This window comes from Nocardioides solisilvae (genome assembly GCF_003194625.1).
In the GTDB taxonomy this organism is placed as follows: domain Bacteria; phylum Actinomycetota; class Actinomycetes; order Propionibacteriales; family Nocardioidaceae; genus Nocardioides; species Nocardioides solisilvae.
The window spans coordinates 353,693-377,543 of record NZ_QHKX01000003.1 but is presented as its reverse complement, the minus strand read 5'-3'; the positions used below and the strand labels follow the sequence as shown (position 1 = coordinate 377,543).

Sequence of the window (23,851 nt, the reverse complement as noted above, 5' to 3'; positions counted from 1 at the left end):
GCCTCGCTGGTCGGTGCCTCGTCAGCGGGGCAGGCCGCTGGCCCGCCAGCCGCCCGGGCCGTGCGGCAGGGTGCGCCGCACGAGCCGCTCGGGGGCGGACCACCGCGGACGCGGCTTCGGTGCCGGCGCCTCGCCGCCGCCGAGCGCGGAGAGGACGGCGACCAGGGCCGCCACCTCCTCCGGCGTGGCGTCGGGGTTGACCACCCGCAGCAGCGGGGCGGCCGGCGTCGCGGCCTCCTGCTCCTTCGTCTCGTCGGCCATCAGAGCGGGATGTTCCCGTGCTTCTTGGCCGGCAGGGTCTCCCGCTTGGAGCGCAGGATCCGGAGCGCGCGGATGATCTCCACCCGGGTCTCGTGCGGCGGGATGACGGCGTCGACGTAGCCGCGCTCGGCGGCGACGTACGGGTTGGCCAGCGTGGTCTCGTACTCGTCGATCAGCTCGGCCCGCTTGGCCTCGACGTCGCCGCCCTCGTCCTCGATCTTCTTCAGCGTCTTGCGGTGCACGATGTTGGCGGCGCCCTGCGCCCCCATCACGGCGATCTGCGCCGTCGGCCAGGCGATGTTCATGTCGGCACCCAGGTGCTTGGAGCCCATCACGTCGTAGGCGCCGCCGTAGGCCTTGCGGGTGATGGTGGTGACGAGCGGCACGGTGGCCTCGGCGTACGCGTAGATCAGCTTGGCGCCGCGGCGGATGATGCCGTCCCACTCCTGGTCGGTGCCGGGCAGGAAGCCGGGCACGTCGACGAAGGTGAGCACCGGCAGGTTGAAGGCGTCGCAGAACCGGACGAACCGCGCGGCCTTCTCGGACGCGTCGATGTCGAGGGTGCCGGCGAACTGCATCGGCTGGTTGGCGACGACGCCGACCGGGCGGCCCTCGACACGGCCGAAACCGACGATGATGTTGGGCGCGAAGAGCTCCTGGACCTCGAGGAACTCGGCGTCGTCGAGCACCGCGGTCAGCACGTCGTGCATGTCGTAGGGCTGGTTGGGCGAGTCGGGGATCAGGGTGTCGAGCGCCCGGTCGGAGTCGCTGATCTCGAGGTCGGCGGGCTCGTCGTAGACCGTCGGCTCGTCGAGGTTGTTCTGGGGCAGGTAGGAGAGCAGCGCCTTGACGTACTCCAGCGCGTCGGCCTCGTCGGAGGCCATGTAGTGGGCGTTGCCCGACTTCGTGTTGTGGGTCCGGGCGCCGCCCAGCTCCTCCATCGTGACGTCCTCGCCGGTGACGGTCTTGATGACGTCGGGGCCGGTGATGAACATCGCCGAGGTGCCGTCGACCATGATCGTGAAGTCGGTGACGGCGGGGGAGTAGACGTGGCCGCCCGCGCAGTTGCCCATGATCAGCGAGATCTGCGGGATCACGCCGGAGGCGTGCACGTTGCGGGTGAAGATCTCGCCGTAGAGGCCGAGGGAGACCACGCCCTCCTGGATCCGGGCGCCGGCGCCCTCGTTGATGCCGATGATCGGGCTGCCGGTCTTGATGGCGAGGTCCATGATCTTGACGATCTTCTCGCCGTAGACCTCGCCGAGCGAGCCGCCGAAGACGGTGAAGTCCTGGGAGAAGACGCAGACCTGGCGGCCGTCGATCGTGCCGTAGCCGGTGATGACGCCGTCGCCGTAGGGGCGGCTCTTCTCGAGGCCGAAGGCGGTGGAGCGGTGCCGCGCGAGCTCGTCGATCTCGACGAAGGAGCCCTCGTCGAAGAGCATCTCGATCCGCTCGCGGGCGGTCTGCCGGCCCTTCGCGTGCTGCTTCTCGATCGCCTTCTCGGAGCCGGCGTGGACCGCCTCGTCGATGCGGCGTTCGAGGTCGGCCAGCTTGCCCGCCGTCGTGTGGAGGTCGATCTCGGGCGTGTTGGTTGCTTCGGCGCTCACCGGTCAGGTCTCCTCGGCTGGTGCTGGGTCGGCTGGTGCTGTGTGTCGCTGTGTCGGGGTGTGCTCCCGCGCGGATTGGGCCAATGTAGTCCTCATGCCCGACGCCCCTGCACCGCGCCCAGCACTCGACCCCTCCCGCTTCCTCGACCTCCCCGCCCCGCTGCGGGTCGAGGTGGTGGACCAGGCCGGCTCCACCAACGCCCTCGTCGCCGACCGGGCGAGGGCGGGCGAGGAGGACGGGCTGGTCGTCGTCACCGAGCACCAGACGGCGGGCCGCGGCCGGCTCGACCGGGTGTGGGAGACCCCGCCGCGGGTGGCCCTGACGTTCTCGCTGCTGCTGCGCCCCGACGTCCCCCCGGCCGCGTGGCCGTGGCTCCCGCTGCTCGTCGGGTACGCCGTCCAGGGCTCGCTGGCCGACCGGCTGCCGGAGGTCGCGCTGAAGTGGCCCAACGACGTGCTGGTCGGGGAGCGCAAGATCGCCGGCATCCTGGTCGAGAGGGTGGAGACGCCCACCGGCCCGGCCGCGGTCGTCGGCGTCGGGATCAACGTCAACCAGACGCCCGAGGAGCTGCCGGTGGACACCGCCACCTCCCTGTGCGCCGAGCTGGAGGAGACCTTCGACCGCTCCGACCTGCTCGTCCAGGTCCTGGGCTCGCTGCACGCGCTCCAGCCGCTGCTGGCCGAGACGTCGGCACTGCGACCGGCGTACGCCGACGTGTGCTCGACGCTCGGCCGCACCGTCGACGTCCACCTGCCCGGCGGCGAGGTGGTCCGCGGGGAGGCGCTGGACCTCGACGACTCGGGGGCGCTGGTGGTGAGCAGCGGGACCGGGACCTTCAGCGTCAACGCCGGAGACGTCGTCCACGTGCGCCCCGTCGGGTGAGAGGATCGCGACATGGCCTTTCCGAGCAAGCTGCTGAACGACGGCGAGCACGTGGTCGTCTCGACCCGCACCCACCCCAAGGCGCTGGTCGGCCCCGTGCTGGTGCTGGTCCTCGTGATCGCGGCGGTGGCACTGCTGGGCACCTGGCTCGGCGACCGTGACGGCGCCACGGTCACCGTCGCGGGCGGGCTGGCGGGGGCGGCGAGCGTGGTGGTCCTGGTCTGGTTCGTGCTGCTGCCGTTCCTGCGGTGGCTCACCACGACGTACACCTTCACCAACCGCCGCTTCATCAAGCGCAGCGGCATCATCGCGAAGGAGGGCCGCACGATCCCGCTCAACCGGATCAGCGGCGTGGACTTCGAGATCGGGGTCGTGGACCGCGTCTTCGGCTGCGGGACCCTCATCGTCAGCGACGCGAGCGCCGCCGGGCGCGTCGAGGTGCACGACATCCCGCGGGTCGAGGAGACCCAGCTCAAGGTCGCCGAGGAGCTGCACCAGCTCTCCGAGCGGGCCGACCGCTCCGAGCGCCGGGACGACGGGGCCTGAGGTGAGCGGGCAGGAGAGGCCCAGCCGGGAGCAGCTGGAGGAGTCGATCCTCGGGCGGGCCCCCGAGTTCACGGCGCCCGAGGTGGCCACCGAGGCGGGCGTGACCATCGACCAGGTGCGGCGGCTGTGGCGCGCCCTCGGCTTCCCCGAGGTCGCCGGCGACGCCTACTTCACCCGGGCCGACGTCGACGCCGTGGCGCGGCTCTTCTCGACCGTCGACAGCGGGACGATCGGCTTCGACATGGCGGTGGCGCTGACCCGCGCCCTGGGCCAGACGATGTCCAAGCTGGCCGACTGGGAGGTCGCGACCCTGGCCGGCCGCGTCGAGGAGCTCGAGCAGGGCGAGGACGCGACGGGCAGCCGGATCGGCTCCGCCCTGCGCCTGGTCGACGAGGTCAACCCCGCCTTCGAGGACCTGCTGATCTACGCCTGGCGGCGGCACCTGGCCGCGGCGGTCGCCCGGATGGAGGCGCTGGGCGCGGGCGAGGAGGACCTGCACACCACGCACGTCACCGTCGGCTTCGCCGACATCGTCCACTTCACCGCGCTCTCCAACAAGATCAGCCAGGCCCGGATCGGCGACCTCGTCGAGATCTTCGAGGCCCGCTGCCACGACGTGGTGTCCAACGCCGGTGGCCGGGTGATCAAGTCGATCGGCGACTCGGTGCTCTTCGTGACCGACACCGCCGTGCGCGCCTTCGAGATCTCCGAGGGGATCATCGCCGTGATCGGGCGGGACCCGCGGATGCCCGACGTGCGCCTCGGCCTGGCCTCCGGCTCGGTGGTGACCCGGATGGGCGACGTCTTCGGGCCCCCGGTCAACCTCGCGGCCCGGATGACCGCGGTGGCCCGGCGGAACCGGATCATCGTCGACGCCGCCACGGCCGCGCTGCTCCCCGAGGCCGAGTTCGAGACCCGACGGCTCCCGGCCCGCCCGGTCCGCGGCTTCGGGGTCGTCGAGCCGCTCGCCGTCCGCCGCCGCTGAGCCCGGGGCGGATGGTCTGGACCACCGGGACCAGCTGGCCGGATTCCCCGGCGCCGGCGCCGAGGATTTCCTACGGTCGTGGCGTGATCGTGGTGCAGGACGTCCGCGTCGACCCCGTGGCGCGCCGGGTGTGGCGCGCGGGTCGCGAGGTCGTGCTCTCGCGGATGGAGTTCGACCTCCTCCACGCCCTGGCCTCCCGCGCCGGTGAGCTGGTCACCCGGCAGGAGCTGATGCAGCAGGTCTGGGGCGCCACCTTCTACACCTCGTCGAAGACCATCGACGTCCACCTCGGGTGGGTCCGGCGCAAGCTCGGGGACGACAGCCGCAACCCGACGCTGATCACCACGGTGCGCGGCCGCGGCCTGCGCTTCGAGACCGGTGGCCGCTCGGCGGGCGGCGTCCGCGCGGAGGGGCTCGGCGCCTCGGGCTAGGGTTCTGCCCGTGCCCAACCCGCTCGCCCCCACCCTCGCCGTCATCGGCGGCGGACAGCTGGCCCGGATGATGGCGCAGCCCGCGATCGCGCTGGGCCTGCCGCTGCGGCTCCTCGCCGAGGGCGAGGGCGTCTCGGCCGCCCAGGTCATCGCCGACCGCCTCGTCGGCGACCACCGCGACCTCGACGACCTGCGCGCGGTGACCCGCGGCGCCTCCGTGGTCACCTTCGACCACGAGCACGTGCCGACCGAGCACCTGCACGCGCTCGCCGCCGACGGGATCGCCGTCCGGCCCGGCCCCGGCGCCCTGGTGCACGCCCAGGACAAGGCGGTCATGCGCGCCCGGCTCGACGAGCTCGGGATGCCCAGCCCGCGGCACGCCCTGGTCGCCGACGTCGCCGACGTCGAGGCATTCGGCTTCCCGTGCGTCCTCAAGACCACCAGGGGCGGGTACGACGGCAAGGGAGTCTGGGTCGTGCGGACCGCCGAGGAGGCGGCCGAGGCCTTCGCGTCGGCCGCCCGCAGCGGCGTCCGGGTGCTCGCCGAGGAGCTGGTCGACTTCCGGCGCGAGCTCTCCGCGCTGGTCGCCAGGTCGCCCAGCGGCCAGGCGGCCGCCTACCCGGTCGTCGCCAGCACGCAGGTGGACGGCATCTGCAAGGAGGTGGTGGCCCCGGCCCCCGACCTCGACCCCGAGCTCGCCGGGCGCGCGCAGCAGGTGGCGCTCACGATCGCCGGCGCCCTGGACGTCACGGGCATCCTGGCCGTCGAGCTCTTCGAGACCCGGGACGGCCGCGTCCTGGTCAACGAGCTCGCGATGCGGCCGCACAACACCGGCCACTGGAGCCAGGACGGCGCCGTCACCTCGCAGTTCGAGAACCACCTGCGGGCCGTCATGGACCTGCCGCTCGGCTCGCCCGAGCCCCGCGCCCCCTGGACGGTGATGGTCAACATCCTCGGCGGGCAGCAGGACGCCGGGCGGCTGTACGACGGGCTGAGCCACGCCATGGCGCGCGACCCGGGGCTGCGGGTCCACCTCTACGGCAAGGAGTGGCGCCCGGGCCGCAAGGTCGGCCACGTGAACGCCTTCGGGGACGACCTCGAGGACTGCCTGGAGCGGGCCCGCCACGCCGCGGCGTGGTTCGCCGGAGAGCTGGGAGACGAGAGTGAGTGAGCGCGTGGACGAGCAGCCGGTGACCGGTCGGGTCGGGATCGTGATGGGTTCGGCCTCCGACTGGCCGGTGATGGAGGCCGCGGCGCTCGCGCTGGACGAGTTCGGCGTGGCCCGCGACGTCGAGGTGGTCTCCGCCCACCGGATGCCGGAGGAGATGGTCGCCTACGGACGCGGCGCGGTCGACCGGGGCCTCTCGGTCGTCATCGCCGGCGCGGGCGGCGCGGCGCACCTGCCGGGGATGCTGGCGTCGCTGACGCCGCTGCCGGTGATCGGCGTCCCGGTGCCCCTCAAGCACCTGGACGGGATGGACTCGCTGCTGTCGATCGTGCAGATGCCGGCCGGCGTCCCGGTCGCCACGGTGGCGGTCGGCAACGCCCGCAACGCCGGGCTGCTGGCCGTGCGGATCCTCGCGGCGAGCGACCCCGCGCTGCGGCGGCGGATGATGGAGTTCCAGGCCTCGCTGCGCGAGGAGGCCATGGAGCGCGGCCGGGCGGTCCACCAGGCGGCCCGGGGCGACAAGCCCCGCGTGGGCTTCTGAGGCGCCCCCACGCCATGGACGCGCGGCCCCGCCTCGTCGGCATCGACGTGGCGCGGGCGCTGGCCCTGCTCGGCATGGTGGCGACCCACGTCCTGGAGCCCCGTACGCCGTCCGGCGACCTGGCGTTCGCCCAGGCGGTCGCCGGCGGGCGGGCCTCCGCGCTCTTCGCCGTCCTGGCCGGGCTGAGCATCGCCCTCACCACCGGCCGTCGCCGGCCCCCGCGCGGCCGGGAGCGCGTCGCGGCCTCGGTCGGGCTGGTGGTGCGGGCCGGGCTGGTGGCGCTGGTGGGGCTGGCGCTGGCCGACCTGGACAGCGGCATCGCGGTCATCCTCACCTACTACGGCCTCCTCTTCGTCTGCGCGCTGCCCTTCCTCGGGCTGGGCGCCCGCCCCCTGCTGGCGTGGGCGGCCGCCTGGGCGGTGCTGGCCCCGGTCGCCTCGCACCTGCTGCGGCCGCTGGCTCCCGAGCGTGGCTGGTCCAGTCCCTCCTTCGACCAGCTCGCGGAGCCGGGGCCGCTGCTGGCCGAGCTGTTCCTCACCGGCTACTACCCGGTGCTGCCCTGGGTCGCCTACCTGCTGGCCGGGATGGCGCTGGGCCGCGCCGACCTCGGGCGGCGCCGGGTCGCGGCGTCCGTCGCCGCGGCGGGGGCGCTCCTGGCGACGGTGGCGGCGGTGGCGTCCGAGCTGCTGACCCGTCCCGCCGACGTGGTGCGGGCGCTGCTCGCCGACCCGCCCCCGATCGGTGTCGCGCCCGCCTCCCGGGACGAGCTGCTCGACCTGGTCGCCGGCGGGATGTTCGGCACCACCCCCACCGGGGCGTGGCAGTGGCTGCTGGTCGACGCGCCCCACAGCGCGACGCCGTTCGACCTGCTGCACACCATCGGGACGGCGTGGCTGGTGGTCGGGGCGGCGCTGCTCGTCGTCGACCTGCTGCCCGCGGCCGGACGCCGCGGGGTCGCCGTCCTCACCGGCGCCGGCACGGCGACGCTGAGCCTCTACGCCCTGCACGTGGCGATGCGCTCGGAGCACCTGCCGCCCACCGACGGGCCCGATAGCTTCCGGTGGCACGTGCTGGTGCTCGCCGCGCTGGGCGCGGGGCTGGTGGCGGCCGGACGGCGGGGGCCGCTCGAGGCGTTCGTCGGCGCCGCCGCCCGGGGGAGCGCGCTCGTGGTGCGGCAGGCATGGCCGGAGGGGGGCGCGGGGTACGCAGCCGCCATGGACTCCCACCACGACGACAAGCAGACCCCCGACGAGAGCAGCGGGGGCCAGGTCTCCGAGGTCAGCTCGATGGACGGCGCCGGCGAGGAGATCTCGCCGGGCGACGCCGTCGCGGGCGCCCCGGACCAGTCCGCGGGAGACGACCGCCCGCAGGAGGGGACGGCGGGCCCCGACGCGCCGCCGCGGCACGGCATCCCGGAAGAGTCCAACGAGTCCTCGAGGTGAGCCGGCGATGAGCGAGAACAGGCGGATCGTCAAGGCGCCGGTCGAGGACGTCTGGGCCGTGCTGAGCGACGGCTGGCTCTACCCGCTCTGGGTCGTCGGTGCGTCCCGGATGCGCAAGGTGGACGACGGGTGGCCGGCGGTCGGCACCCGCCTGCACCACTCCGTCGGCAGCTGGCCGCTGCTGATCGACGACACCACCAGCGTCGCCGAGGTGGAGGAGGGACGGCGGCTCGTGCTGACGGCCCGTGCCTGGCCCGCGGGCGAGGCGACGGTCGAGATCGAGCTGCACCCCGCCACCGGCACCTCCTCGCCGACCACCGAGGTGGTGATCCGCGAGGACGCCCGCAAGGGCCCGGCCAGGCTGATCCCGTCGGCGCTCCGGCAGCCCCCGCTGGTCTGGCGCAACACCGAGGCGCTGCGCCGCCTGGCGTACCTCGCCGAGCGCCGGCAGTAGTCTCGGCGTGGCGGAGAGGGAGGCCGGGGACGTGACGGAGGACGGGCGCACCACCACGGGGAGCGACGACGCGGGGTCGGCGGAGCGCTGGGACGCCGTGGTGGTCGGCGCGGGCCCCAACGGCCTGGTCGCGGCCAACCGGTTGGTCGACGCCGGCTGGTCGGTGCTGCTGCTCGAGGCGCAGCCGGGCGTGGGTGGCGCGGTGCGCAGCGACCGCGACGTGCACCCCGAGTTCGTCCACGACACGTTCAGCGCGTTCTACCCGCTCGCGGGCGTCTCGCCGACGATCACGTCGTTCGGCCTCGAGGACCACGGCCTCACGTGGCGCCACGCCCCGGCCGTCCTGGGCCACTTCGTGGGCGACCGCTGGGCGCTGCTGCACCGCGACCGCGAGGTGACCGCACGCAGTCTCGACGCGTTCGCCACCGGCGACGGGCAGGCGTGGCTGGAGCTCTGCGAGGAGTGGGACGCCGTGGGCGACCGGCTCGTCGACGGTCTGCTGTCGCCCTTCCCGCCCGTGCGCGCCGGTCTCGGCCTCGCGGCCCGCCTGCCGCGGGTCGGCGGGCTGGAGATGGTGCGGACCCTGCTCACGCCGGCCCTGGACCTCGCGCACCAGCGCTTCTCCGGTTCCGGCGCGCAGGTGCTCCTGGCCGGCAACGCCGGGCACGCCGACATCCCGCTGGACGCGCCCGGCTCGGGGCTGATGGCGCTGATGATGTCGATGATGGGTCAGACCGTGGGGTTCCCCGTCCCGGAGGGGGGTGCCGGCCGGCTCGCCAAGGCACTGCTGCACCGGTTCACCAGCAAGGGTGGCCGGGTCCGGACCTCCACCGAGGTGACTCGCGTCCTCGTGGAGGGCGGTCGGGTCACCGGGGTCGAGACGCGCGACGGCGACCGGCACGCGGCCGGCGCGGTCCTCGCCGACGTCGCGGTGCAGCACCTGTACGGGAGGATGGTGGCGCCCGAGCACCTGCCCGAGCGGGTGCGCCGCGGGATGCGCCGTTTCCAGATGGACCCGGGGACCGTGAAGGTCGACTGGGCGCTCTCCGGGCCGATCCCGTGGCGGACCGCCCCGGAGCACGCCCCGGGGACGGTGCACGTGGCCGACTCCGTGGAGGAGATGACCCGAGCGCTGACCCAGGTGCACTCGGGCGCGGTGCCGGCCCGCCCGTTCATGCTGACCGGGCAGATGACGACGAGCGACCCCACGAGGTCGCCGCGGGGCACCGAGTCGTTCTGGGCCTACACCCACGTGCCGCAGGTGGTCTCCACCGACGCGGGGGAGGACGGTCTCGTCGGCCGGTGGGACCACGACGAGAACGAGCGCTTCGCCGACCGGATGCAGGCGGAGATGGAGCGACTCGCCCCCGGCTTCGGGGACCTCGTCGCGGCCCGCCGGGTGCTCGGCCCGCACGAGATGGAGTCGCTCGACGCCAACCTCGTCGGCGGCGGGGTCGGCGGCGGCACGGCGCAGCTGCACCAGCAGCTGGTCTTCCGGCCGGTCCCGGGCCTCGGGCGCGCCGAGACGCCGGTCAAGGGGCTCTACCTGGCCTCGGCCTCGGCGCACCCCGGCGGCGGCGTCCACGGGGCCTGCGGCAACAACGCCGCCCGGGCCGCGCTCGCCCACGCCCGGGTGCGGCGGGCCCTGCCCTTCGGCCGCTGATCGACGGCGTCAGCAGGGGGTCTGCGGTGGATCGCAGCCACATGGTGACCGCGATCCACCGCAGACCCTCCAGCTCACCGGCAGGAGGCGACCGCGTCGGTGACGAGCGCCGCCGCATCGGGGTGCCGGGCGACGAGCTGGCGGCTGTGGTCGTCGGTGTCGACGGCGAGGTCGCGGGTGTCGCCGCCCTGCGCCTCGGCGAGGTCGAGGAGCCAGCGCGCGGCGTCGGCGACGCCGGCGTTCCCCGTCTCCCAGGCGACCCACGTCGCGGGCGGCAGGGAGGGCGCGGGGAAGGTGCCGTCGAGGGACCCCCTGTCGTCGGTCGCGGTGAGCACCGGCGAGACGGCGACGAGGGCGCAGACGGGCGGCTCCACCTGCCGCAGCGCGGACAGGGTGACCGGGCGGCTCACCCGCGCCGGCGCCACTCGATCGCCGGGCAGGTGTCCATCACCATCGGGACGCCGGCGCGCGTGGTGCGCTCGAAGGCGTCGTGGTCGACGACGCCGAGCTGGAACCACACCGCCTTCGCGCCGACCTGCACGGCCTCGTCGGCGAACTGCCCGGCCGCCTCGGAGCGGCGGAAGACGTCCACGACGTCGACGGGGAAGGGGATCTCGGCGAGCGAGGCGTAGCCCTGCTCGCCGAGCACGGTCGGGGCGTCGGGGTGGACCGGGACGATCCGCTTGCCCTTCTCCTGCAGCAGCGCGGCGATGGAGTACGCCGTCCGGGAACGGTCTCCGGAGAGACCGACCACGGCCCAGGTCTCGCAGTCGTCGAGCATGAAGTCGATGTGGGCGGGGTCGATCCACGGGACGGTCATGCCCCCGAATGTAGTCCGCCCGCCGCCGGCCGGGGCGGATCAGCGCGCGAGGTGGCGCTCCAGGGACCGGGCGAAGCCCGCGCCCATCACCTCGAGGGCGCCGTGCATCGCGGTCTGCACCACGGGGCGGGAGAGGCGGGGGAGCGGCAGGTCGACCGTGATGGCCAGGTCGATCGCGAGGGCGGTGCCGCCGGGAGTGTCCGCGAGCGCGTAGTGCCCGTCCACGCCCGCTCGCTCGGGCCCCCGGGGTGCGTGCTCGAAGGTGATGGTGTCGTGGGGCTCGAAGGTCATCAGCTCGGTGAAGTGGAGGTCGTAGTGCCGGCCGAGCACGGGGATCCGGCTCAGCGACCAGCGCCAGTGGTCGCCGTCGGCGGCGATGCCGGAGACCATCGGCGTCATCCCGGCGACCAGGGCGGGGTCGACCAGCACGTCCCAGACCCGTCGACGGTCGTGCCGGACCACGGCCTCGGACGTCTTGCGTGCGGTGAACTCGGTCAACTCATCCCCCTGGGGCGGGCCGGGTACGGGAGCCGCGGGCCGCGCACCGCGCCGCCCGCCTGACCGACCCCGTACCCAGGAGGAGCCCGGATGAGCCACGAGACCCCCGACCGCGAGCGCGTGCTCGAGATCGCCCGGGACGCCCGGATCGCGATGCTGACCAGCACCAGCGCGGACGGCGACCTGCACGCGCGCCCGATGACGCCGCAGCGGGTCGACGACGACGCGTCGATCTGGTTCCTGGTCGCCGCCGACACCGACCAGGCGCGCGACGTCGGAGCCCGGCCGCAGGTCAACGTGTCGTTCGCCGAGAGCGGGGCGTGGCTCTCCGTCGCCGGTCACGGCGAGCTGCTCGACGACCGGGACCGGATCGAGGAGTTCTGGTCCAGCGCCTCCGAGGCGTGGTTCCCCGAGGGCCCCGACGACCCGGGCTGCGGGTGCTGCGCGTCCGCGGGGTCTCGGCGGAGTACTGGGCCGCCCCCGGCGGCCGGGTGGCCACCCTGATCTCCTTCGTCAAGGCGAAGGCGACCGGCGACACCCTGGACGCCGAGAACGAGGAGGTCGGCCTCTAGGGAGGTCGGCGTCGGCCGCCGGCGCGGCCCCCGCTCAGGCGTCGACGACGATGCTGATGATGAGGGGGCTGCGCCGGAACTTCTTGTGCGACCAGCGACCCACCTCACGGGTGATCATGTGCTCCAGCTGCTGCGGGTCGCCGATGCCCTCCGCGGCCGCCCGGGCCAGGGTCTTCTGCACGACCGGCACGGCCTCGGAGAAGGTCTGCTCGTCGTGGACGAAGCCCCGGATCAGGAACTCGGGCGGCTCGGCCAGGGCGCCGGTGTCGGCGTCGACGAGCGCCAGCACGGTGACCACGCCCTCCTCGGCGAGGGTGCGCCGGTCCTTGAGCGTCGCCTCGGTGGCGCCGCCGACCGTCTGCCCGTCGACGTAGACGTTGCCCGCCGGGACCTTGCCCGTGATCTTCGCGCGGCCCCTGACGAGGTCGACGACGACGCCGTCCTCGGCGATCACGACGCGCTCGGGGTCGATGCCGGTGCGGATCGCCAGGTCGGCGTTGGCCTGCAGGTGGCGCCACTCGCCATGGATCGGCATGACGTGCTTCGGCTTGACGATGTTGTAGCAGTAGACCAGCTCGCCGGCGCTGGCGTGGCCCGAGACGTGCACCTTGGCGTTGCCCTTGTGCACGACCTTGGCGCCCCACCGGGTCAAGCCGTTGATCACGTTGGAGATCGCGTTCTCGTTGCCCGGGATGACCGAGCTGGCCATCAGCACGGTGTCGCCCGCGCCGATTCGGATCTTGTGCTCCCGGTTGGCCATCCGCGAGAGCGCGGCGAGCGGCTCGCCCTGGGAGCCGGTGCAAACGATGGCGACCTTGCGCGGGTTCATCTTCTCGAGCTGCTCGAAGCCGACCACGAGGTCCTCGGGGTAGGTCAGGTAGCCCAGGTCGCGGGCCACCCCCATGTTGCGGACCATGGAGCGGCCGACGAAGGCCACCTTGCGCCCGTGCTCCTGCGCGGCGTCGAGCACCTGCTGGATCCGGTGCACGTGGCTGGCGAAGCTCGACACGATGACCCGGCGCGGCGCGGTCCGGAAGACCTGCTCGATGGCCGGCGACAGCTCGCGCTCCGACATGGTGAAGCCGGGGACCTCGGCGTTGGTGGAGTCGGTCATGAAGACGTCGACCCCCTCCTCGCCGAGGCGGGCGAAGCCCCGCAGGTCGGTGATCCGGTCGTCGAGGGGGAACTGGTCCATCTTGAAGTCGCCGGTGTTGAGGACCAGGCCGGCGGAGGTGCGGATCGCGACGGCCAGGCCGTCGGGGATCGAGTGGTTGACGGCGAGGAACTCGAGGTCGAAGGGGCCGCGCTGGATCCGGTCGCCCTCCTTGACGGCGTCCAGGACCGGCTTGATCCGGTGCTCCTTGAGCTTGGCCTCGATGAGCGCGAGGGTCAGCGTCGAGCCGATCACGGGGATGTCCGCCCGCTCCCGGAGCAGGTAGGGGACGCCGCCGATGTGGTCCTCGTGGCCGTGGGTGAGGACGATCGCCTCGATCTTGTCGAGACGGTCCCGGATCCACGTGAAGTCGGGGAGGATCACGTCGATGCCGGGCTGGTGCTCCTCGGGGAAGAGCACGCCGCAGTCGACGACGAGCAGCCTGCCGCGGTGCTCGAAGACGGTCATGTTGCGACCGATCTCGCCGAGGCCGCCGAGGCCGATGATGCGCAGCCCGTCCTTGGGGAGTCGCGGGGGCAGCTTCAGCTCGGGATGGGGGTGGCTCACGACGTCACGCTAGCCCAGCCGTCGGCCGGACGCCGTACTGGCCCTCGCCGCGGTGCGCGGGATGCGCGCTTCGGCTGCGCGCCGCGGCCGGCTTCCAGATACTGCGGGTACGCCTGCCGCCGACCCCGCGGAACCCATGCTCTCGCTCACCTACATCAGCACCGCCACCCGTCCGCTCGACGACGACGAGCTGTCGTCGCTGCTCGCCGCGACGCGGGAGCGCAACGCTGAGGCCGGTCTCACGGGGATGCTGCTGCACGCCGACGGCCACTTCCTCCAGACGCTGGAGGGGGAGACCGCGGTGGTGGAGGCCGCGTTCGAGCGGATCCGGGTGGACCGCCGGCACCGCAACGTCGACGTGGCGCTGCGCGAGGAGCTCGGCGAGCGACGGTTCCCCGACTGGTCGATGGGGTTCCGGTCCGTCGACGGCGACGCGCTGTCGTCGCTGCCCGGCTTCACCCACTACCTCGACGGGGGTTCCGTCGCCGCGCTCGACGGGCCGGGGCACGCCGGCGTCTTTCACCGGGTCTTCCGCGACTCCATGCGCTGAGGGCCGGGGTCGGGCGCGGGGCTCAGGCGCTGCGGACCAGGAGCAGGGCGAGGTCGTCGGCGAGCTCGTCGCCGTGGAAGGCCCGCACGGCCTCGCTGACCCGCGCCGCCAGCTCGTCGACCGGCAGGCGGGCGTGCTCGACGAGCACCCGGGCGAGACGTTCGGTGCCGAACATCTCGTCGTCCTGCCGGGCCTCCACGATCCCGTCGGTGAAGGCGCAGAGCAGCTCGCCCGGCTCCAGGGCGAGGGCGACGTCGTGCAGCTCGGGGGAGTCGAGCAGGGCCAGGGCGGTGCCGGCCGAGCCGACCTCCTCCACCCGGCCGTCGCGCCGCAGCACCAGGGGCGGGTGGTGGCCGGCCAGCGCCAGCACGACGAGGGTGCCTCCCTCGGTGGGGCGCAGGTGGCCGAGGACCAGGGTGCAGTGCCGCTCGACGTCGACCTGGCCGAGCAGCGTGCGGTTGACCTCGGCGAGCGTGTCGGCGGGGGAGCGGTCGGCGCGCGCGAAGGCGCGGAGGGTGTAGCGAGTCGCGGCGCTCACCGTGGCGGCGGCCGCCCCCTTGCCGCTGACGTCCCCCAGCACGAACGCCCACGACGGGCCGCCCGGCCCGGACCCGTCGAGCTCGAAGACGTCGAGGAAGTCGCCGCCGACCTCGCTGCCGTCGCCGGCCGGCTCGTAGCGGCTCGCCAGCTCGGTGCCGGCCACCTCGGGCAGGCGCGGCGGCACCATGCTGGCCTGCAGCTGCGCCGCGATCCGCGACTTCTCCGACAGCACGCGCTGCAGGCGCTCGCGGTCCCGGACCCGCTGGGTGACCTCCCCGAGCACGACCAGCTGCCCGGCCGTGCGGCCCGAGTCGTCGGTCAGGGTGCTCCGGGAGACGTCGAAGACCCGGTCCCCGGCCCCCGGCGGGACGTCGTCGAGCACCATCTCGCCGGTCGCCCCGGTGCCGGCGGCCTCGGGCAGCACGTCCTCGAGGTGGCGGCCCACCAGCGTCGAGCGCCGGCCCGAGGCGAGGGCGGCGGCCGCCGGGTTGACGTCGACGATCCGGCCGAAGGCGTCCAGCACGAAGACGCCGTCGGCCATGCTGTCGACCACGGCGCCGCGGGCGAGCGGGGCGAGGTCGACCAGTCGCTCGTGGAAGAGCCCCCACACCAGCAGGCCGCCCGCGACGATGAAGGCGAACGGCGTGAGGTCCATCCGGGCGAACCAGCCGACCTGCAGGTTGTGCAGCAGGTTGGCGGCCCAGGGCAGCACGGCGCTGGCCAGCAGCAGCCACGCCATCCGCCGGTAGGTGCGCGCGAGGCGGACCATGCTGGCGACGAAGAGCACGGTCGCGGCGACGAGGATCAGGTTGTTGTAGACGAGGACCACCCAGAAGACGGGCCCGGTCTGCACGACGGGCAGCTCGTCGGCCGAGGTGGTCTCGGGGTAGTAGCGGACCAGGTCGTGGGTCGCGGGGACGACCAGGAGGGTGAGGACGACGACCGGCTCGACCGCCAGCAGCGCGAGGAGGCGACGGGTGACGAACCGGCCGCGCCCCGTGTACTGCAGGACGAACGTCAGCCACGCCGGCGCCAGCGCCTGCACGCCGACGTACTTGACGATGCCCCAAACGGTCTTGTCCGCCACGTCGTCGACGGTGAGCTCGACGGCGTAGGCCAGTCCCCAGACGGCCACGGAGACCAGCACTGCTGCGAGGCTCCACCCCAGCCGCGACTCGCGGCGCCACGCCACCCAGGCCGCGAGGGCGGCCATGGTGAGGCCGGCCCCGGCCATCAGCGTGGCGAGGACGAGGGTGAGCACGCCGCCATCCTTCCGCACCCGGGGCCGCTCCGCGCGGCTTCGCGCGACACGCGGGCAGCCCGATTCGTGGACGACCCGTCAACACGCGTGCGTCAGGCGCGCCCCCTCACCCCACGCCGGGGACGATGCGCAGGTCGCGGACGGCACCGCCGTCCAGGGCGGCCAGGGCCGCTTGGTAGGCGGGGGAGTCGTGCGCGGCGACGGCGGCCTCGACGGAGTCGAACTCGATGAGCACGGTCCGCGTCGCCTCGCCGGCCTCGTAGACCTGCTCGGGCATGCCGCGGACGAGGAAGCGGCCGCCCGCCGACTCCAGCGCGGGGAGGGCGAGCCGGGCGTACGCCGCCAGCTTCTCCTCGTCCGTCGTCTCCCGGTAGAGGCTGATCCAGTAGGCGCTCATGGGCCCATCCTCCTCCGGCCGCGCGCCGGGCCGCCCGCGCCGGTCACCCCTCGGGCAGTGCCACCGGGTCGCCGACCCGCACCCGGCCGGGGCGGAGCACCTCCGCGTCCACGCCGAGCGCGAGGGGGTGGTCGCTGCGCCCCCGCGCGGCGAGGGCCCTGAGCAGGGACAGGTCGCGCCGGCCCGAGACGGGGTCGACCTCCACCACGGCGCAGCGGTCGACCGGGCCCAGCACCCGCAGCTCTGCGGCGCCGACGTGCAGCCGGCGCCCGGCCCACGCCTGGTCGACGTCGGGGGCGGCGCCGGGGCCGTCGTCGACCACCAGCGTGGCGCGGAACCGGGCAGGGTCGACGGCGGCACCCACCGCGCGGGAGAGCGCGGCGAGCGAGGAGCGGGTGACCAGCGAGACCGGAGCGTCGAAGACGACGACACCGGGGGCGCAGCGGGCCAGGACGACGTCGCGGCCCAGGAGGCGCGCGTACGCCGCCGCCCACGGTCCGGCCACGGGCTCGACCGCCGCGGGGCGCCCCCAGTAGTCGACGACGAGCCGCTCGCCGGTCGGCGCCGGCTCCCCCTCGACGACGAGGCCGCCGGGCAGGCGGGTGACCAGCCGCTCCCCGTCCCACTCCGCCTCGGTGCCCAGCAGCGCGGGGTGCTCGACGGTCCGCAGGCAGCGGGCCGCGACGGGGTCGACGAGGCAGAACGCACGGTCGCCCGCCGGCCCGGCTGCGTCGAGCAGCACGGACCGGCGGGCGAGGTGCCGGGCCCCCTTGAGGGGGGTCAGGCCGAGCCGGGAGACGTGCACGCCACCAGCCTCGCAGGCGAGCGGCGTGCGCGTCGTGGTCGGGCCGTGGTCACGGCCGGGGTCGCGGCCGTGACCACGGCCGGGGTCACGGGCGGTCGAGCCCGAAGGTGTAGGAGCCGCTCCCCGAGGCCGAGACGACCCGCCAGGAGTAGTAGCCCGCGGTGCCGGAGTAGGTGACGCTCTCGTCGGGCGCGGCGGTGATGCCCCGGGCCACGGTGGACCACGAGAAGCCGTTCCACCGCTGCAGGTAGAGGTCGAAGTCGACCCCGGCCGGCCCGTCGAGGCAGCCGACGTGGGTCCCGGCGGCCGAGTAGTAGTTGCCGCTGGTGCCCGGGTACCGGTCGGAGTCGCCGCTGCCGCTCAGCGAGCCGGTGAACCGCTCCGGCAGGTTGCAGCCCGTCGGCGTCGGCGTGGGCGTCGGCGTCGGCGTGGGGGTCGGCGTGGGGCTGGGTGCCGCCGGTGCCGACGTAGAGCAGCCGGTTGGGGGAGCCGGAGCCGGGGTTGGTCACGACGCCCGTGGTGGCCGCGGAGACGATCGCGTTGTTGACCGTGGCGGAGGAGGCGCTGCGGTTGCCCTGCAGGTAGAGCGCCGCCGCCCCGGCGACGTGCGGGGCCGCCATCGAGGTGCCGCTGATGGTGTTGGTGGCCGAGTCGCTGGTGTGCCAGGCCGAGGTGATGCTGGAGCCCGGCGCGAAGAGGTCGAGGCAGCTGCCGATGTTGCTGAAGCTCGACCGGGCGTCGGTCTGCGTCGACGAGCCCACGGTGAGGGCGTCGGTGACCCGGGAGGGCGAGCCGTTGCAGGCGTTGGCGCCGGAGTCGTTGCCGGCGGCCAGCGCGTAGGTGACGCCGTCGGCGATCGAGTTGCGGACCGCGGTGTCCAGCGCGGTGGAGGCGCCGCCGCCGAGGCTCATGTTGGCGACCGCCGGGGCCCCCGCGGCGTGGTTGCTGGTCACCCAGTCGACGCCGGCGATCACCCCGGAGTTGCTGCCGCTGCCGTTGCAGTCGAGGACGCGGACGGCGACGAGCGAGACGTCCTGGGCGACGCCGTACGTCTCGCCGCCGATGGTGCCGGCGACGTGCGTGCCGTGGCCGTTGCAGTCGGTGGTGCCGCGCCCGTCGTTGATGGCGGTGTAGCCCGAGCGAACCCGGCCGCTGAGCTCGGCGTGGCTGGCGCGGATGCCGGTGTCGATGACGTACGCCGTCACGCCGGAGCCCGAGGTGCCGTAGGTGTAGGAGTTGTTGAGCGGGAGCGCCCGCTGGTCGATCCGGTCGATGCCCCACGTGGCGGGGGTCTGCGTCTCGGAGATGCTGACCGGGAGGTCCGGCTCGATGTAGGCGACGCGCGGGTCGGCGCGCAGGGTCTCCAGCGCCTTCGCGTTGAGGCGGCCGGCGAAGCCGTCGAGCGCCCGGCTGAAGGTGTGGGTGACCTTGGCGCCCTGGCCGCGCACCTTGGTGCTGAGGTTCTCGACCTTGGTCGCCGAGACGCCCTGGTCCATGACGACGATGTAGCGGTCGTCGGCGGCCTCGCCGAGGACGGGCGCGAGACCGTCCTCGCCGGCGGCGGGGACCTCCGGGGCGGCGGGCAGCCCGGGGGCGGCGGCCGGTGCGGGCAGCCCGGGGGCGGCCGGGTCGGGGGCGGCCGTGGCGCCGAGCGGCGCCAGCGCGAGGCCGACCCCGGTGGCGAGGGCGACCACGCCGAGGGGGAGGCGGGTGTGACGTGCGGACATTCTGGATCCTTCCCGAGAAAGACGGACGCGCTGAGCGTCGTCGCAGTCGTCGGGCGGCCACAAGGCCCCGGGGGGCGTTAACAGTTAACTGGGTGCCTCGCCGACGTCGCCGACGTCGTCCGCCTCGTCGTCGTCCCAGGACCAGGCGATCCCCGCGGTGCTGAGGCCCGACCCGACGAGGTGGACCCGGTGCGCCGGGTCGAGGGCGAGCGGGACCTGCTCGTCGGGCTCGCCCATCGTCGAGCAGGAGGTGGGCAGGGCCCGGGCCGCGAACTCGACCTCGAGCAGGTAGTCGGTGGTGGGGGTGCGGAACTTGCGCCCGTACGCCGACTCCAGCGGCCCGTGGTCGGGGGAGGCGAGCTCGTACTCCAGCACCACGGTCTCGCCGCGCAGCAGCGGCCGCAGGAAGAGCAGCTCGGACCCGACCACCCCGCGTTCGGCGTCGCTGGCGGTGCGGCCCAGGGTGCAGCCGCGCAGCGCGCGGATGCGGGGCGGGGTGGCCGCGGTGTCGTCGTGGAAGTGGAGCACCACCCTGCGGTCGGGCCCGTCGCCGCGAGCCCGCAGCACCTGGCGCACCACGAGGGAGGACTGGCGACGGTCGGCGCCGACGACGAGCCGGTCGTGGACGCTGAGCCGGTCGAGCTCGGTGTCCCAGGTCGCGTCGAGCCGGGCCAGCACCCGTTCGTGGCGGGAGCCGGGCCACAGGGCGTCGAGGTCGACGACGGGCGCGCGGCGGCGCCGGGTATGGGTGACGCCCAGCGAGGCGTGCAGGGTGCCCGGCGGCACCTCGAGCACCCGCTCGAGGTGGGGGAGCGCGGCCAGCGAGCTCTTCCGCTCGGGGCGGCTGCGGCCGGACTGCCAGTAGCTCAGCGTGGCCACGCTGAGGGAGACGCCCCGCTGGGCGAGGTGGTCGCGGATCCGCTCGAGCCCGAGCCCGCGGCGCTCGATGGCGTCGCGGAGCACGTCGGCGAAGCCGGCTGCCGGGGCGGACACCCGGCCCATTCAAGACCGCGCCCGCGGGAGTGGCAAACCCCCGGGTCGGGCCTCAGGCGAACAGGGAGCGGTAGTGGTCGCCCTGGGCGGGGTGGTAGTCGTCGAAGTCGACCGCGGCAACGTCGCCCCCGGTCTCGGCGGCGACGAGACGGTCCAGGTAGTACTCCCACCCGGGTCCGACGCCCGCGGCCGTCTCGGCGTCGGATACGAACTGGCTGAAGGTCAGGGTGGTGCTGCCGTCGTGCTCGTCCAGCTCGAGCAGGAGGTGCCAGCCCTCCTCCCCGCCCTCGGCCCCGGCGGTCAGCTCGAGCAGCCGCGGGGGCTCGCAGGCCAGGATCGTGAACGTCTGCGGACGCACGTCGTCGCCCTCGGCGTTCATGAGGAGCGCCACCGACCCCGTGGCGGGGTCGCCGGTCCACGTCCCGATCCAGCGGGCGAGCCGCTCCGACTCGGTGACCGCGGCCCACACGGCCTCGACGGGCGCGGCGAAGGTGCGCTCGAGGACGAGGCGGTCCTGCTCGCCGCGCGTGCCGCGGCGTCCGGTGGGGCGGGGGCTCATGCGGTCTCCTCGGTGAGGTCGGCGGGTGGTGCTGCGCGGTGGTCCCGCACGGTGCGTCGCACCTCGAGGTCGAGGCCGTCGAGGGCGGAGGCGTCGAAGGGCGGTCGCGGCGCCAGCTCGTCGAGCAGGCGGCTGAGCGGCTGCAGGCCCGCCGTCCGCAGGGCGTAGTGGCGCTCCCGACCGTGCGTCCGGGCCTCCACCAGCCCGCTGTCGGCCAGCACCCGGAGGTGCCTGCTGACCGCCGGGCGGCTGATGGGGTGGGCGGCCGCCAGGTCGACGACCCGCGCGGGAGCGGCAGCCAGGGTCCGCAGCAGCGCCCGGCGCACCGGGTCGGCGAGGGCGTGGAACGGGTCCGTCACCCCACATTGGTAACGCTGCGGTTACCTTTCTGTCAAGTGTCCGGCGATCTCGCGGAGGGCGGGGAGGAGCTCCTCCATCGGTCGGGTGGTCCGCAGCACGACCAGGGAGGCCTCGCCCCCGGCCGCGTCCCCGCCGTCGCCCGGGCCGCGTCGCGTGCCGTGCAGGCGGAGCACCTCGGCCATCGCGTCGCGGAACTCCGCCTCGGCGGCCGCCCGGTCGATCCGGCCGCGCAACCAGCGGCGGAGCACGTGGTTGTGCGCGGTCACCACGGCGTTGGCCATCAGCTCGGCGCGCAGGTCGCTGCCCGGCGCGTCGCCGAGCCAGGCGTGGACGAAGGTGCGGAAGGCCTGCTGGTACTGCCGCTGGCTGGCGATCTCGCGGGCCCGCAGGGCGGGGACGCTCCGGGTGAGCCGGTAGCGGATCCGGGCCCGCTCGCCCTCGTCGAGGTAGTGCTGCAGGACCAGCCGGGCCGCCTCGACGACGGCCACGGGGGCGGTGTCGTCGGTCGCGGTCGCGAGCCGGTCGCGCACGGTCCCGAGCACCTCCGCGTGGTCGGGGAAGATCACGTCCTCCTTGGAGCGGAACGCCCGGAAGAAGGTGGTGCGGCCCACCCCGGCCCGCTCGGCGACGTCGTCGACGGTGGTCTCCTCGAAGCCGCGCTCGTCGAAGAGCGCGAAGGCGGCCTCCACCAGGCGTTCGCGACTGCGGCTCATCCGTGCTCCCGGGGGTCGTGGGGTGTGGCTGGTTTGGGTGACTGATCGGTACTGAGTACCGTAGGGACGGTATCGAGTGCCTCTGCGGTTCCGCTGCTGGCGCTCACCGTACGGTCGCGACCCGAGAGAAGGACACATGAGCAACCCCGACTTCGACACCTACCGGCTCTCCGAGGACCACGAGGAGCTGCGCGCGGCCGTGCGCGAGGTCGCGGAGGCCAGGATCGCGCCGTACGCGGCCGAGGTCGACGCCGAGATGCGCTACCCCCAGGAGGCGCACGACGCCCTCGTCGCCTCCGACTTCTTCGCCCCGCACGTGCCGGAGGAGTACGACGGCGTGGGCGCCGACGCGCTCGCCACCTGCCTGGTCATCGAGGAGGTCGCCCGCGTCGACGCCTCGGCCTCGCTCATCCCGGCCGTCAACAAGCTCGGCTCGATGCCGCTGATCCTCGGCGGGGACGACGACCTGAAGAAGCGGTACCTCACGCCCCTGGCCCAGGGCCACGCCGGCTTCTCCTACGGCCTCTCGGAGCGCGACGCCGGCTCCGACACCGCCTCGATGCGGACCCGCGCCCGGCTCGACGGCGACCACTGGGTGCTCAACGGCCAGAAGTCGTGGATCACCAACGCCGGCGTCTCGGAGTACTACACCGTCCTCGCCGTCACCGACCCCGACGGCGCCCGCGGCAACAACGTCAGCGCCTTCGTCGTCGAGAAGACCGACGAGGGCTTCACCTTCGGCGAGAAGGAGCGCAAGCTCGGGATCAAGGGCTCGCCCACCCGCGAGCTGCTGCTCGACGACGTGCGGATCCCCGCCGACCGGGTGATCGGCGAGCCCGGCAGCGGCCTCAAGCTGGCGCTGCGCACCCTCGACCACACCCGCGTCACCATCGGCGCCCAGGCCGTCGGCATCGCCCAGGGGGCGCTCGACTTCGCGGTCGGCTACGTCAAGGAGCGCAAGCAGTTCGGCAAGCACATCGCCGACTTCCAGGGCATCCAGTTCATGCTCGCCGACATGGCGATGAAGCTCGAGGCCGCCCGCCAGATGGTCTACGTCGCCGCCGCCAAGTCGGAGCGCGACGACGCCGACCTCGGCTTCTTCGGCGCCGCCGCGAAGTGCTTCGCCTCCGACGTGGCGATGGAGATCACCACCGACGCGGTCCAGCTGCTCGGCGGCTACGGCTACACCCAGGACTTCCCGGTGGAGCGGATGATGCGCGACGCCAAGATCACCCAGATCTACGAGGGCACCAACCAGGTGCAGCGGATCGTGATGGCACGGCAGCTCCTTGCAGGGGTTCAGTCGACGCTCTGACCTGCGAGTTCTCCGAAAGCTGGGCGTCGATTGCACGGTCATTGTGCCCTCGCCGAGCGGGCTTGCAGTCATGGTGACTCGGCACCTGGTGTGCGTGCGATGGCACCGGGCAGCACGGGCTGTGTGTCGCTTGTGTGACGGCGCGACCGGCCCAGTAGTCACGGCGACGGGAGTCAGCCGTCCGGTTGCTTGAGCCCGCGTGAAGCTGCGGTAGCTACTTCAAGGGCGCCCGAGGCGGCGAGGAGAGCACCGCTGATGGCGCTGCCCGGTGGTCGGTGTGAAGCCGCCGGTGGTCAGCTGAGGGAAGGCAGCTGGGGGAGTGGCCGGGCGCAGAGCTCGTCTGCCTCGTCGGCGTCGATTCCGAGGGCTCGCAGGACGCGGGCGGTGAACCTGTCGGAGACGTCGCCGTCGTCGACGTGGGGGTTCTGGTCGAGCATCTGGAGGAGCCCGAGGAGCGCGCCGCCGGCGGCCATGAGGCCCAGGTCGACGTCCTCGAGCAGGAGCAGGACTTCCCACGCTACGTGGAGGCGTTCTCCCGCGAGAAGATCCGCCCCGTGGCGCCCCCAACCAAGGACGTGGTGAGCGACACGGACGTCGTCGCGGCGCACGATCGGTGCTGAAGGTCATCAGCCGCGAGAGCCCCGTCACCGCCGACGAGGGCACCGCGTTCCTCGTCGCTCCCCACCGGATGATGACCGCCGCCCACGTCGTCGACGACACACGCGGCATCACCGTGAAGGCCGGGGACGACACGCTCCCCGTGACGGTCGTGTACTGCGACCCGCTCCATGACGTTGCCGTCCTGGACGTTCCCGGGGTCACCTGTGACGTGCTGTCGTTCGCCGACGCGGCCAGAGGCCAGGCTGCGGTGAGCATCGGCTACCCCAACGACCGGCCGCTGACCCTGCGGCCCGCACGGGTACTGTGAGCGCCTCACCTGGCTGGCGGCGAATATCTGGGGCGAGGGCCGCTACGAGAACGACGCCCTCGTCATCCGGGGGGTGGTGCGTGGTGGAAATTCCGGAGGTCCGCTCGTCGAC

Annotated in this window: 27 protein-coding genes and 1 pseudogene; 13 read left to right on the top strand and 15 right to left on the bottom strand. The window is 73.9% G+C overall.

Annotated features, from left to right (window positions below; all coding sequences use genetic code 11):
- Nucleotides 1–21 precede the first annotated feature (21 nt).
- A complete protein-coding gene (locus tag DNK53_RS13155; protein WP_110182785.1) occupies nt 22–261 on the bottom strand; it encodes an acyl-CoA carboxylase subunit epsilon in 240 nt (79 codons plus the stop codon).
- Nucleotides 261–1,868, bottom strand: coding sequence for an acyl-CoA carboxylase subunit beta (locus DNK53_RS13150; RefSeq protein WP_110182784.1), 1,608 nt, complete (start codon nt 1,866–1,868; stop codon nt 261–263). Before DNK53_RS13150 ends, DNK53_RS13155 begins: the two co-directional genes overlap by 1 nt.
- A gap of 94 nt (nt 1,869–1,962) precedes the next feature.
- Between DNK53_RS13150 and DNK53_RS13145 the strand changes: the two genes are divergently transcribed.
- The 9 genes from DNK53_RS13145 to DNK53_RS13105 all read left to right on the top strand — a co-directional run bounded on the left by DNK53_RS13145 (nt 1,963) and on the right by DNK53_RS13105 (nt 9,981).
- Nucleotides 1,963–2,751, top strand: coding sequence for a biotin--[acetyl-CoA-carboxylase] ligase (locus tag DNK53_RS13145; RefSeq protein ID WP_110182783.1), 789 nt, complete (start codon nt 1,963–1,965; stop codon nt 2,749–2,751).
- A 12-nt stretch (nt 2,752–2,763) separates the two neighbouring features.
- Complete coding sequence (locus DNK53_RS13140; RefSeq protein WP_110182782.1) at nt 2,764–3,297, top strand: PH domain-containing protein; 534 nt, start codon at nt 2,764–2,766, stop codon at nt 3,295–3,297.
- A gap of 1 nt (nt 3,298) precedes the next feature.
- On the top strand, nt 3,299–4,282 hold the full coding sequence (locus DNK53_RS13135) for an adenylate/guanylate cyclase domain-containing protein (protein ID WP_110182781.1): 984 nt from the start codon (nt 3,299–3,301) through the stop codon (nt 4,280–4,282).
- Nucleotides 4,283–4,365: 83 nt separating this feature from the next.
- Complete coding sequence (locus DNK53_RS13130; protein ID WP_110182780.1) at nt 4,366–4,713, top strand: winged helix-turn-helix domain-containing protein; 348 nt, start codon at nt 4,366–4,368, stop codon at nt 4,711–4,713.
- Nucleotides 4,714–4,723: 10 nt separating this feature from the next.
- Entirely contained in the window at nt 4,724–5,884 is a 1,161-nt protein-coding gene (locus DNK53_RS13125) for a 5-(carboxyamino)imidazole ribonucleotide synthase (RefSeq protein ID WP_110182779.1), read from the top strand.
- Nucleotides 5,877–6,422 carry a 5-(carboxyamino)imidazole ribonucleotide mutase gene (purE, locus tag DNK53_RS13120; RefSeq protein ID WP_275425757.1) on the top strand — a complete coding sequence of 182 codons (546 nt, stop codon included), beginning with the start codon at nt 5,877–5,879 and terminating at the stop codon, nt 6,420–6,422. Before DNK53_RS13125 ends, purE begins: the two co-directional genes overlap by 8 nt.
- 14 nt (nt 6,423–6,436) lie before the next feature.
- Nucleotides 6,437–7,864 carry a heparan-alpha-glucosaminide N-acetyltransferase domain-containing protein gene (locus tag DNK53_RS13115; protein ID WP_110182778.1) on the top strand — a complete coding sequence of 476 codons (1,428 nt, stop codon included), beginning with the start codon at nt 6,437–6,439 and terminating at the stop codon, nt 7,862–7,864.
- A 7-nt stretch (nt 7,865–7,871) separates the two neighbouring features.
- Nucleotides 7,872–8,318, top strand: a complete 447-nt coding sequence (locus DNK53_RS13110; RefSeq protein WP_110182777.1) for an SRPBCC family protein — start codon at nt 7,872–7,874, stop codon at nt 8,316–8,318.
- A gap of 7 nt (nt 8,319–8,325) precedes the next feature.
- Entirely contained in the window at nt 8,326–9,981 is a 1,656-nt protein-coding gene (locus DNK53_RS13105; RefSeq protein WP_239456523.1) for a phytoene desaturase family protein, read from the top strand.
- Nucleotides 9,982–10,055: 74 nt separating this feature from the next.
- Here the strand turns inward: DNK53_RS13105 and DNK53_RS13100 are convergent, their stop codons facing one another.
- The 3 genes from DNK53_RS13100 to DNK53_RS13090 are packed head-to-tail and all read right to left on the bottom strand — an operon-like array spanning nt 10,056 to nt 11,299.
- The gene (locus DNK53_RS13100; RefSeq protein ID WP_162599933.1) at nt 10,056–10,391 is read right to left on the bottom strand and encodes a hypothetical protein; all 336 of its coding nucleotides are present in this window, start codon (nt 10,389–10,391) and stop codon (nt 10,056–10,058) included.
- Nucleotides 10,388–10,801: a CoA-binding protein gene (locus DNK53_RS13095; protein WP_110182775.1), complete on the bottom strand. Its 414-nt coding sequence runs from the start codon at nt 10,799–10,801 to the stop codon at nt 10,388–10,390. Before DNK53_RS13095 ends, DNK53_RS13100 begins: the two co-directional genes overlap by 4 nt.
- A gap of 39 nt (nt 10,802–10,840) precedes the next feature.
- Entirely contained in the window at nt 10,841–11,299 is a 459-nt protein-coding gene (locus DNK53_RS13090; protein ID WP_110182774.1) for an SRPBCC family protein, read from the bottom strand.
- A 90-nt stretch (nt 11,300–11,389) separates the two neighbouring features.
- Between DNK53_RS13090 and DNK53_RS13085 the strand changes: the two are divergent.
- Nucleotides 11,390–11,871: pseudogene (locus DNK53_RS13085) on the top strand (pyridoxamine 5'-phosphate oxidase family protein).
- A 34-nt stretch (nt 11,872–11,905) separates the two neighbouring features.
- Here the strand turns inward: DNK53_RS13085 and DNK53_RS13080 are convergent.
- Entirely contained in the window at nt 11,906–13,591 is a 1,686-nt protein-coding gene (locus tag DNK53_RS13080) for a ribonuclease J (RefSeq protein ID WP_110182772.1), read from the bottom strand.
- A 136-nt stretch (nt 13,592–13,727) separates the two neighbouring features.
- Here DNK53_RS13080 and DNK53_RS13075 point away from each other — a divergent pair, with 136 nt between their 5' ends.
- Nucleotides 13,728–14,141 carry a BLUF domain-containing protein gene (locus DNK53_RS13075; RefSeq protein ID WP_162599932.1) on the top strand — a complete coding sequence of 138 codons (414 nt, stop codon included), beginning with the start codon at nt 13,728–13,730 and terminating at the stop codon, nt 14,139–14,141.
- A gap of 22 nt (nt 14,142–14,163) precedes the next feature.
- On the opposite strand, the gene DNK53_RS13070 is transcribed toward DNK53_RS13075, so the two are convergent.
- From DNK53_RS13070 to DNK53_RS13035, 8 genes are all read right to left on the bottom strand, one after another.
- Nucleotides 14,164–15,942, bottom strand: coding sequence for a histidine kinase N-terminal 7TM domain-containing protein (locus DNK53_RS13070; protein WP_110182770.1), 1,779 nt, complete (start codon nt 15,940–15,942; stop codon nt 14,164–14,166).
- 106 nt (nt 15,943–16,048) lie between these two features.
- On the bottom strand, nt 16,049–16,339 hold the full coding sequence (locus tag DNK53_RS13065; protein WP_110182769.1) for a DUF1330 domain-containing protein: 291 nt from the start codon (nt 16,337–16,339) through the stop codon (nt 16,049–16,051).
- Nucleotides 16,340–16,382: 43 nt separating this feature from the next.
- Complete coding sequence (locus tag DNK53_RS13060) at nt 16,383–17,144, bottom strand: MOSC domain-containing protein (RefSeq protein ID WP_110182768.1); 762 nt, start codon at nt 17,142–17,144, stop codon at nt 16,383–16,385.
- Complete coding sequence (locus DNK53_RS13055) at nt 17,120–18,871, bottom strand: S8 family peptidase (protein ID WP_204163915.1); 1,752 nt, start codon at nt 18,869–18,871, stop codon at nt 17,120–17,122. The genes DNK53_RS13060 and DNK53_RS13055 overlap by 25 nt, the downstream gene beginning before the upstream one ends.
- Nucleotides 18,872–18,955: 84 nt before the next feature.
- Entirely contained in the window at nt 18,956–19,864 is a 909-nt protein-coding gene (locus tag DNK53_RS13050; protein ID WP_162599931.1) for a helix-turn-helix domain-containing protein, read from the bottom strand.
- A gap of 52 nt (nt 19,865–19,916) precedes the next feature.
- Nucleotides 19,917–20,423 carry an SRPBCC family protein gene (locus DNK53_RS13045; protein ID WP_110182766.1) on the bottom strand — a complete coding sequence of 169 codons (507 nt, stop codon included), beginning with the start codon at nt 20,421–20,423 and terminating at the stop codon, nt 19,917–19,919.
- Nucleotides 20,420–20,782 carry an ArsR/SmtB family transcription factor gene (locus tag DNK53_RS13040; protein WP_110182765.1) on the bottom strand — a complete coding sequence of 121 codons (363 nt, stop codon included), beginning with the start codon at nt 20,780–20,782 and terminating at the stop codon, nt 20,420–20,422. Before DNK53_RS13040 ends, DNK53_RS13045 begins: the two co-directional genes overlap by 4 nt.
- A gap of 21 nt (nt 20,783–20,803) precedes the next feature.
- Nucleotides 20,804–21,496 carry a TetR family transcriptional regulator gene (locus DNK53_RS13035; protein WP_110182764.1) on the bottom strand — a complete coding sequence of 231 codons (693 nt, stop codon included), beginning with the start codon at nt 21,494–21,496 and terminating at the stop codon, nt 20,804–20,806.
- A gap of 136 nt (nt 21,497–21,632) precedes the next feature.
- Here DNK53_RS13035 and DNK53_RS13030 point away from each other — a divergent pair, with 136 nt between their 5' ends.
- Nucleotides 21,633–22,811: an acyl-CoA dehydrogenase family protein gene (locus DNK53_RS13030; protein ID WP_110182763.1), complete on the top strand. Its 1,179-nt coding sequence runs from the start codon at nt 21,633–21,635 to the stop codon at nt 22,809–22,811.
- 293 nt (nt 22,812–23,104) lie between these two features.
- Here DNK53_RS13030 and DNK53_RS17565 read toward each other — a convergent pair whose 3' ends face one another.
- The gene (locus DNK53_RS17565) at nt 23,105–23,419 is read right to left on the bottom strand and encodes a hypothetical protein (protein ID WP_162599930.1); all 315 of its coding nucleotides are present in this window, start codon (nt 23,417–23,419) and stop codon (nt 23,105–23,107) included.
- Nucleotides 23,420–23,424: 5 nt separating this feature from the next.
- Here DNK53_RS17565 and DNK53_RS13015 point away from each other — a divergent pair, with 5 nt between their 5' ends.
- On the top strand, nt 23,425–23,739 hold the full coding sequence (locus DNK53_RS13015) for a S1 family peptidase (protein ID WP_110182760.1): 315 nt from the start codon (nt 23,425–23,427) through the stop codon (nt 23,737–23,739).
- Nucleotides 23,740–23,851 lie beyond the last annotated feature (112 nt).

Excerpts from the sequence above, each read along its gene's own strand:
- DNK53_RS13065 (WP_110182769.1), bottom strand. The coding sequence starts at position 16,339 with ATGAGCGCCTACTGGATCAGCCTCTACCGGGAGACGACGGACGAGGAG.
- DNK53_RS13140 (WP_110182782.1), top strand. The coding sequence starts at position 2,764 with ATGGCCTTTCCGAGCAAGCTGCTGAACGACGGCGAGCACGTGGTCGTC.
- DNK53_RS13145 (WP_110182783.1), top strand. The coding sequence starts at position 1,963 with ATGCCCGACGCCCCTGCACCGCGCCCAGCACTCGACCCCTCCCGCTTC.
- DNK53_RS13110 (WP_110182777.1), top strand. The coding sequence starts at position 7,872 with ATGAGCGAGAACAGGCGGATCGTCAAGGCGCCGGTCGAGGACGTCTGG.
- DNK53_RS13045 (WP_110182766.1), bottom strand. The coding sequence starts at position 20,423 with ATGAGCCCCCGCCCCACCGGACGCCGCGGCACGCGCGGCGAGCAGGAC.
- DNK53_RS13155 (WP_110182785.1), bottom strand. The coding sequence starts at position 261 with ATGGCCGACGAGACGAAGGAGCAGGAGGCCGCGACGCCGGCCGCCCCG.
- DNK53_RS13035 (WP_110182764.1), bottom strand. The coding sequence starts at position 21,496 with ATGAGCCGCAGTCGCGAACGCCTGGTGGAGGCCGCCTTCGCGCTCTTC.
- DNK53_RS13075 (WP_162599932.1), top strand. The coding sequence starts at position 13,728 with ATGCTCTCGCTCACCTACATCAGCACCGCCACCCGTCCGCTCGACGAC.
- DNK53_RS13115 (WP_110182778.1), top strand. The coding sequence starts at position 6,437 with ATGGACGCGCGGCCCCGCCTCGTCGGCATCGACGTGGCGCGGGCGCTG.
- DNK53_RS13095 (WP_110182775.1), bottom strand. The coding sequence starts at position 10,801 with ATGACCGTCCCGTGGATCGACCCCGCCCACATCGACTTCATGCTCGAC.
- DNK53_RS13055 (WP_204163915.1), bottom strand. The coding sequence starts at position 18,871 with ATGTCCGCACGTCACACCCGCCTCCCCCTCGGCGTGGTCGCCCTCGCC.
- DNK53_RS13030 (WP_110182763.1), top strand. The coding sequence starts at position 21,633 with ATGAGCAACCCCGACTTCGACACCTACCGGCTCTCCGAGGACCACGAG.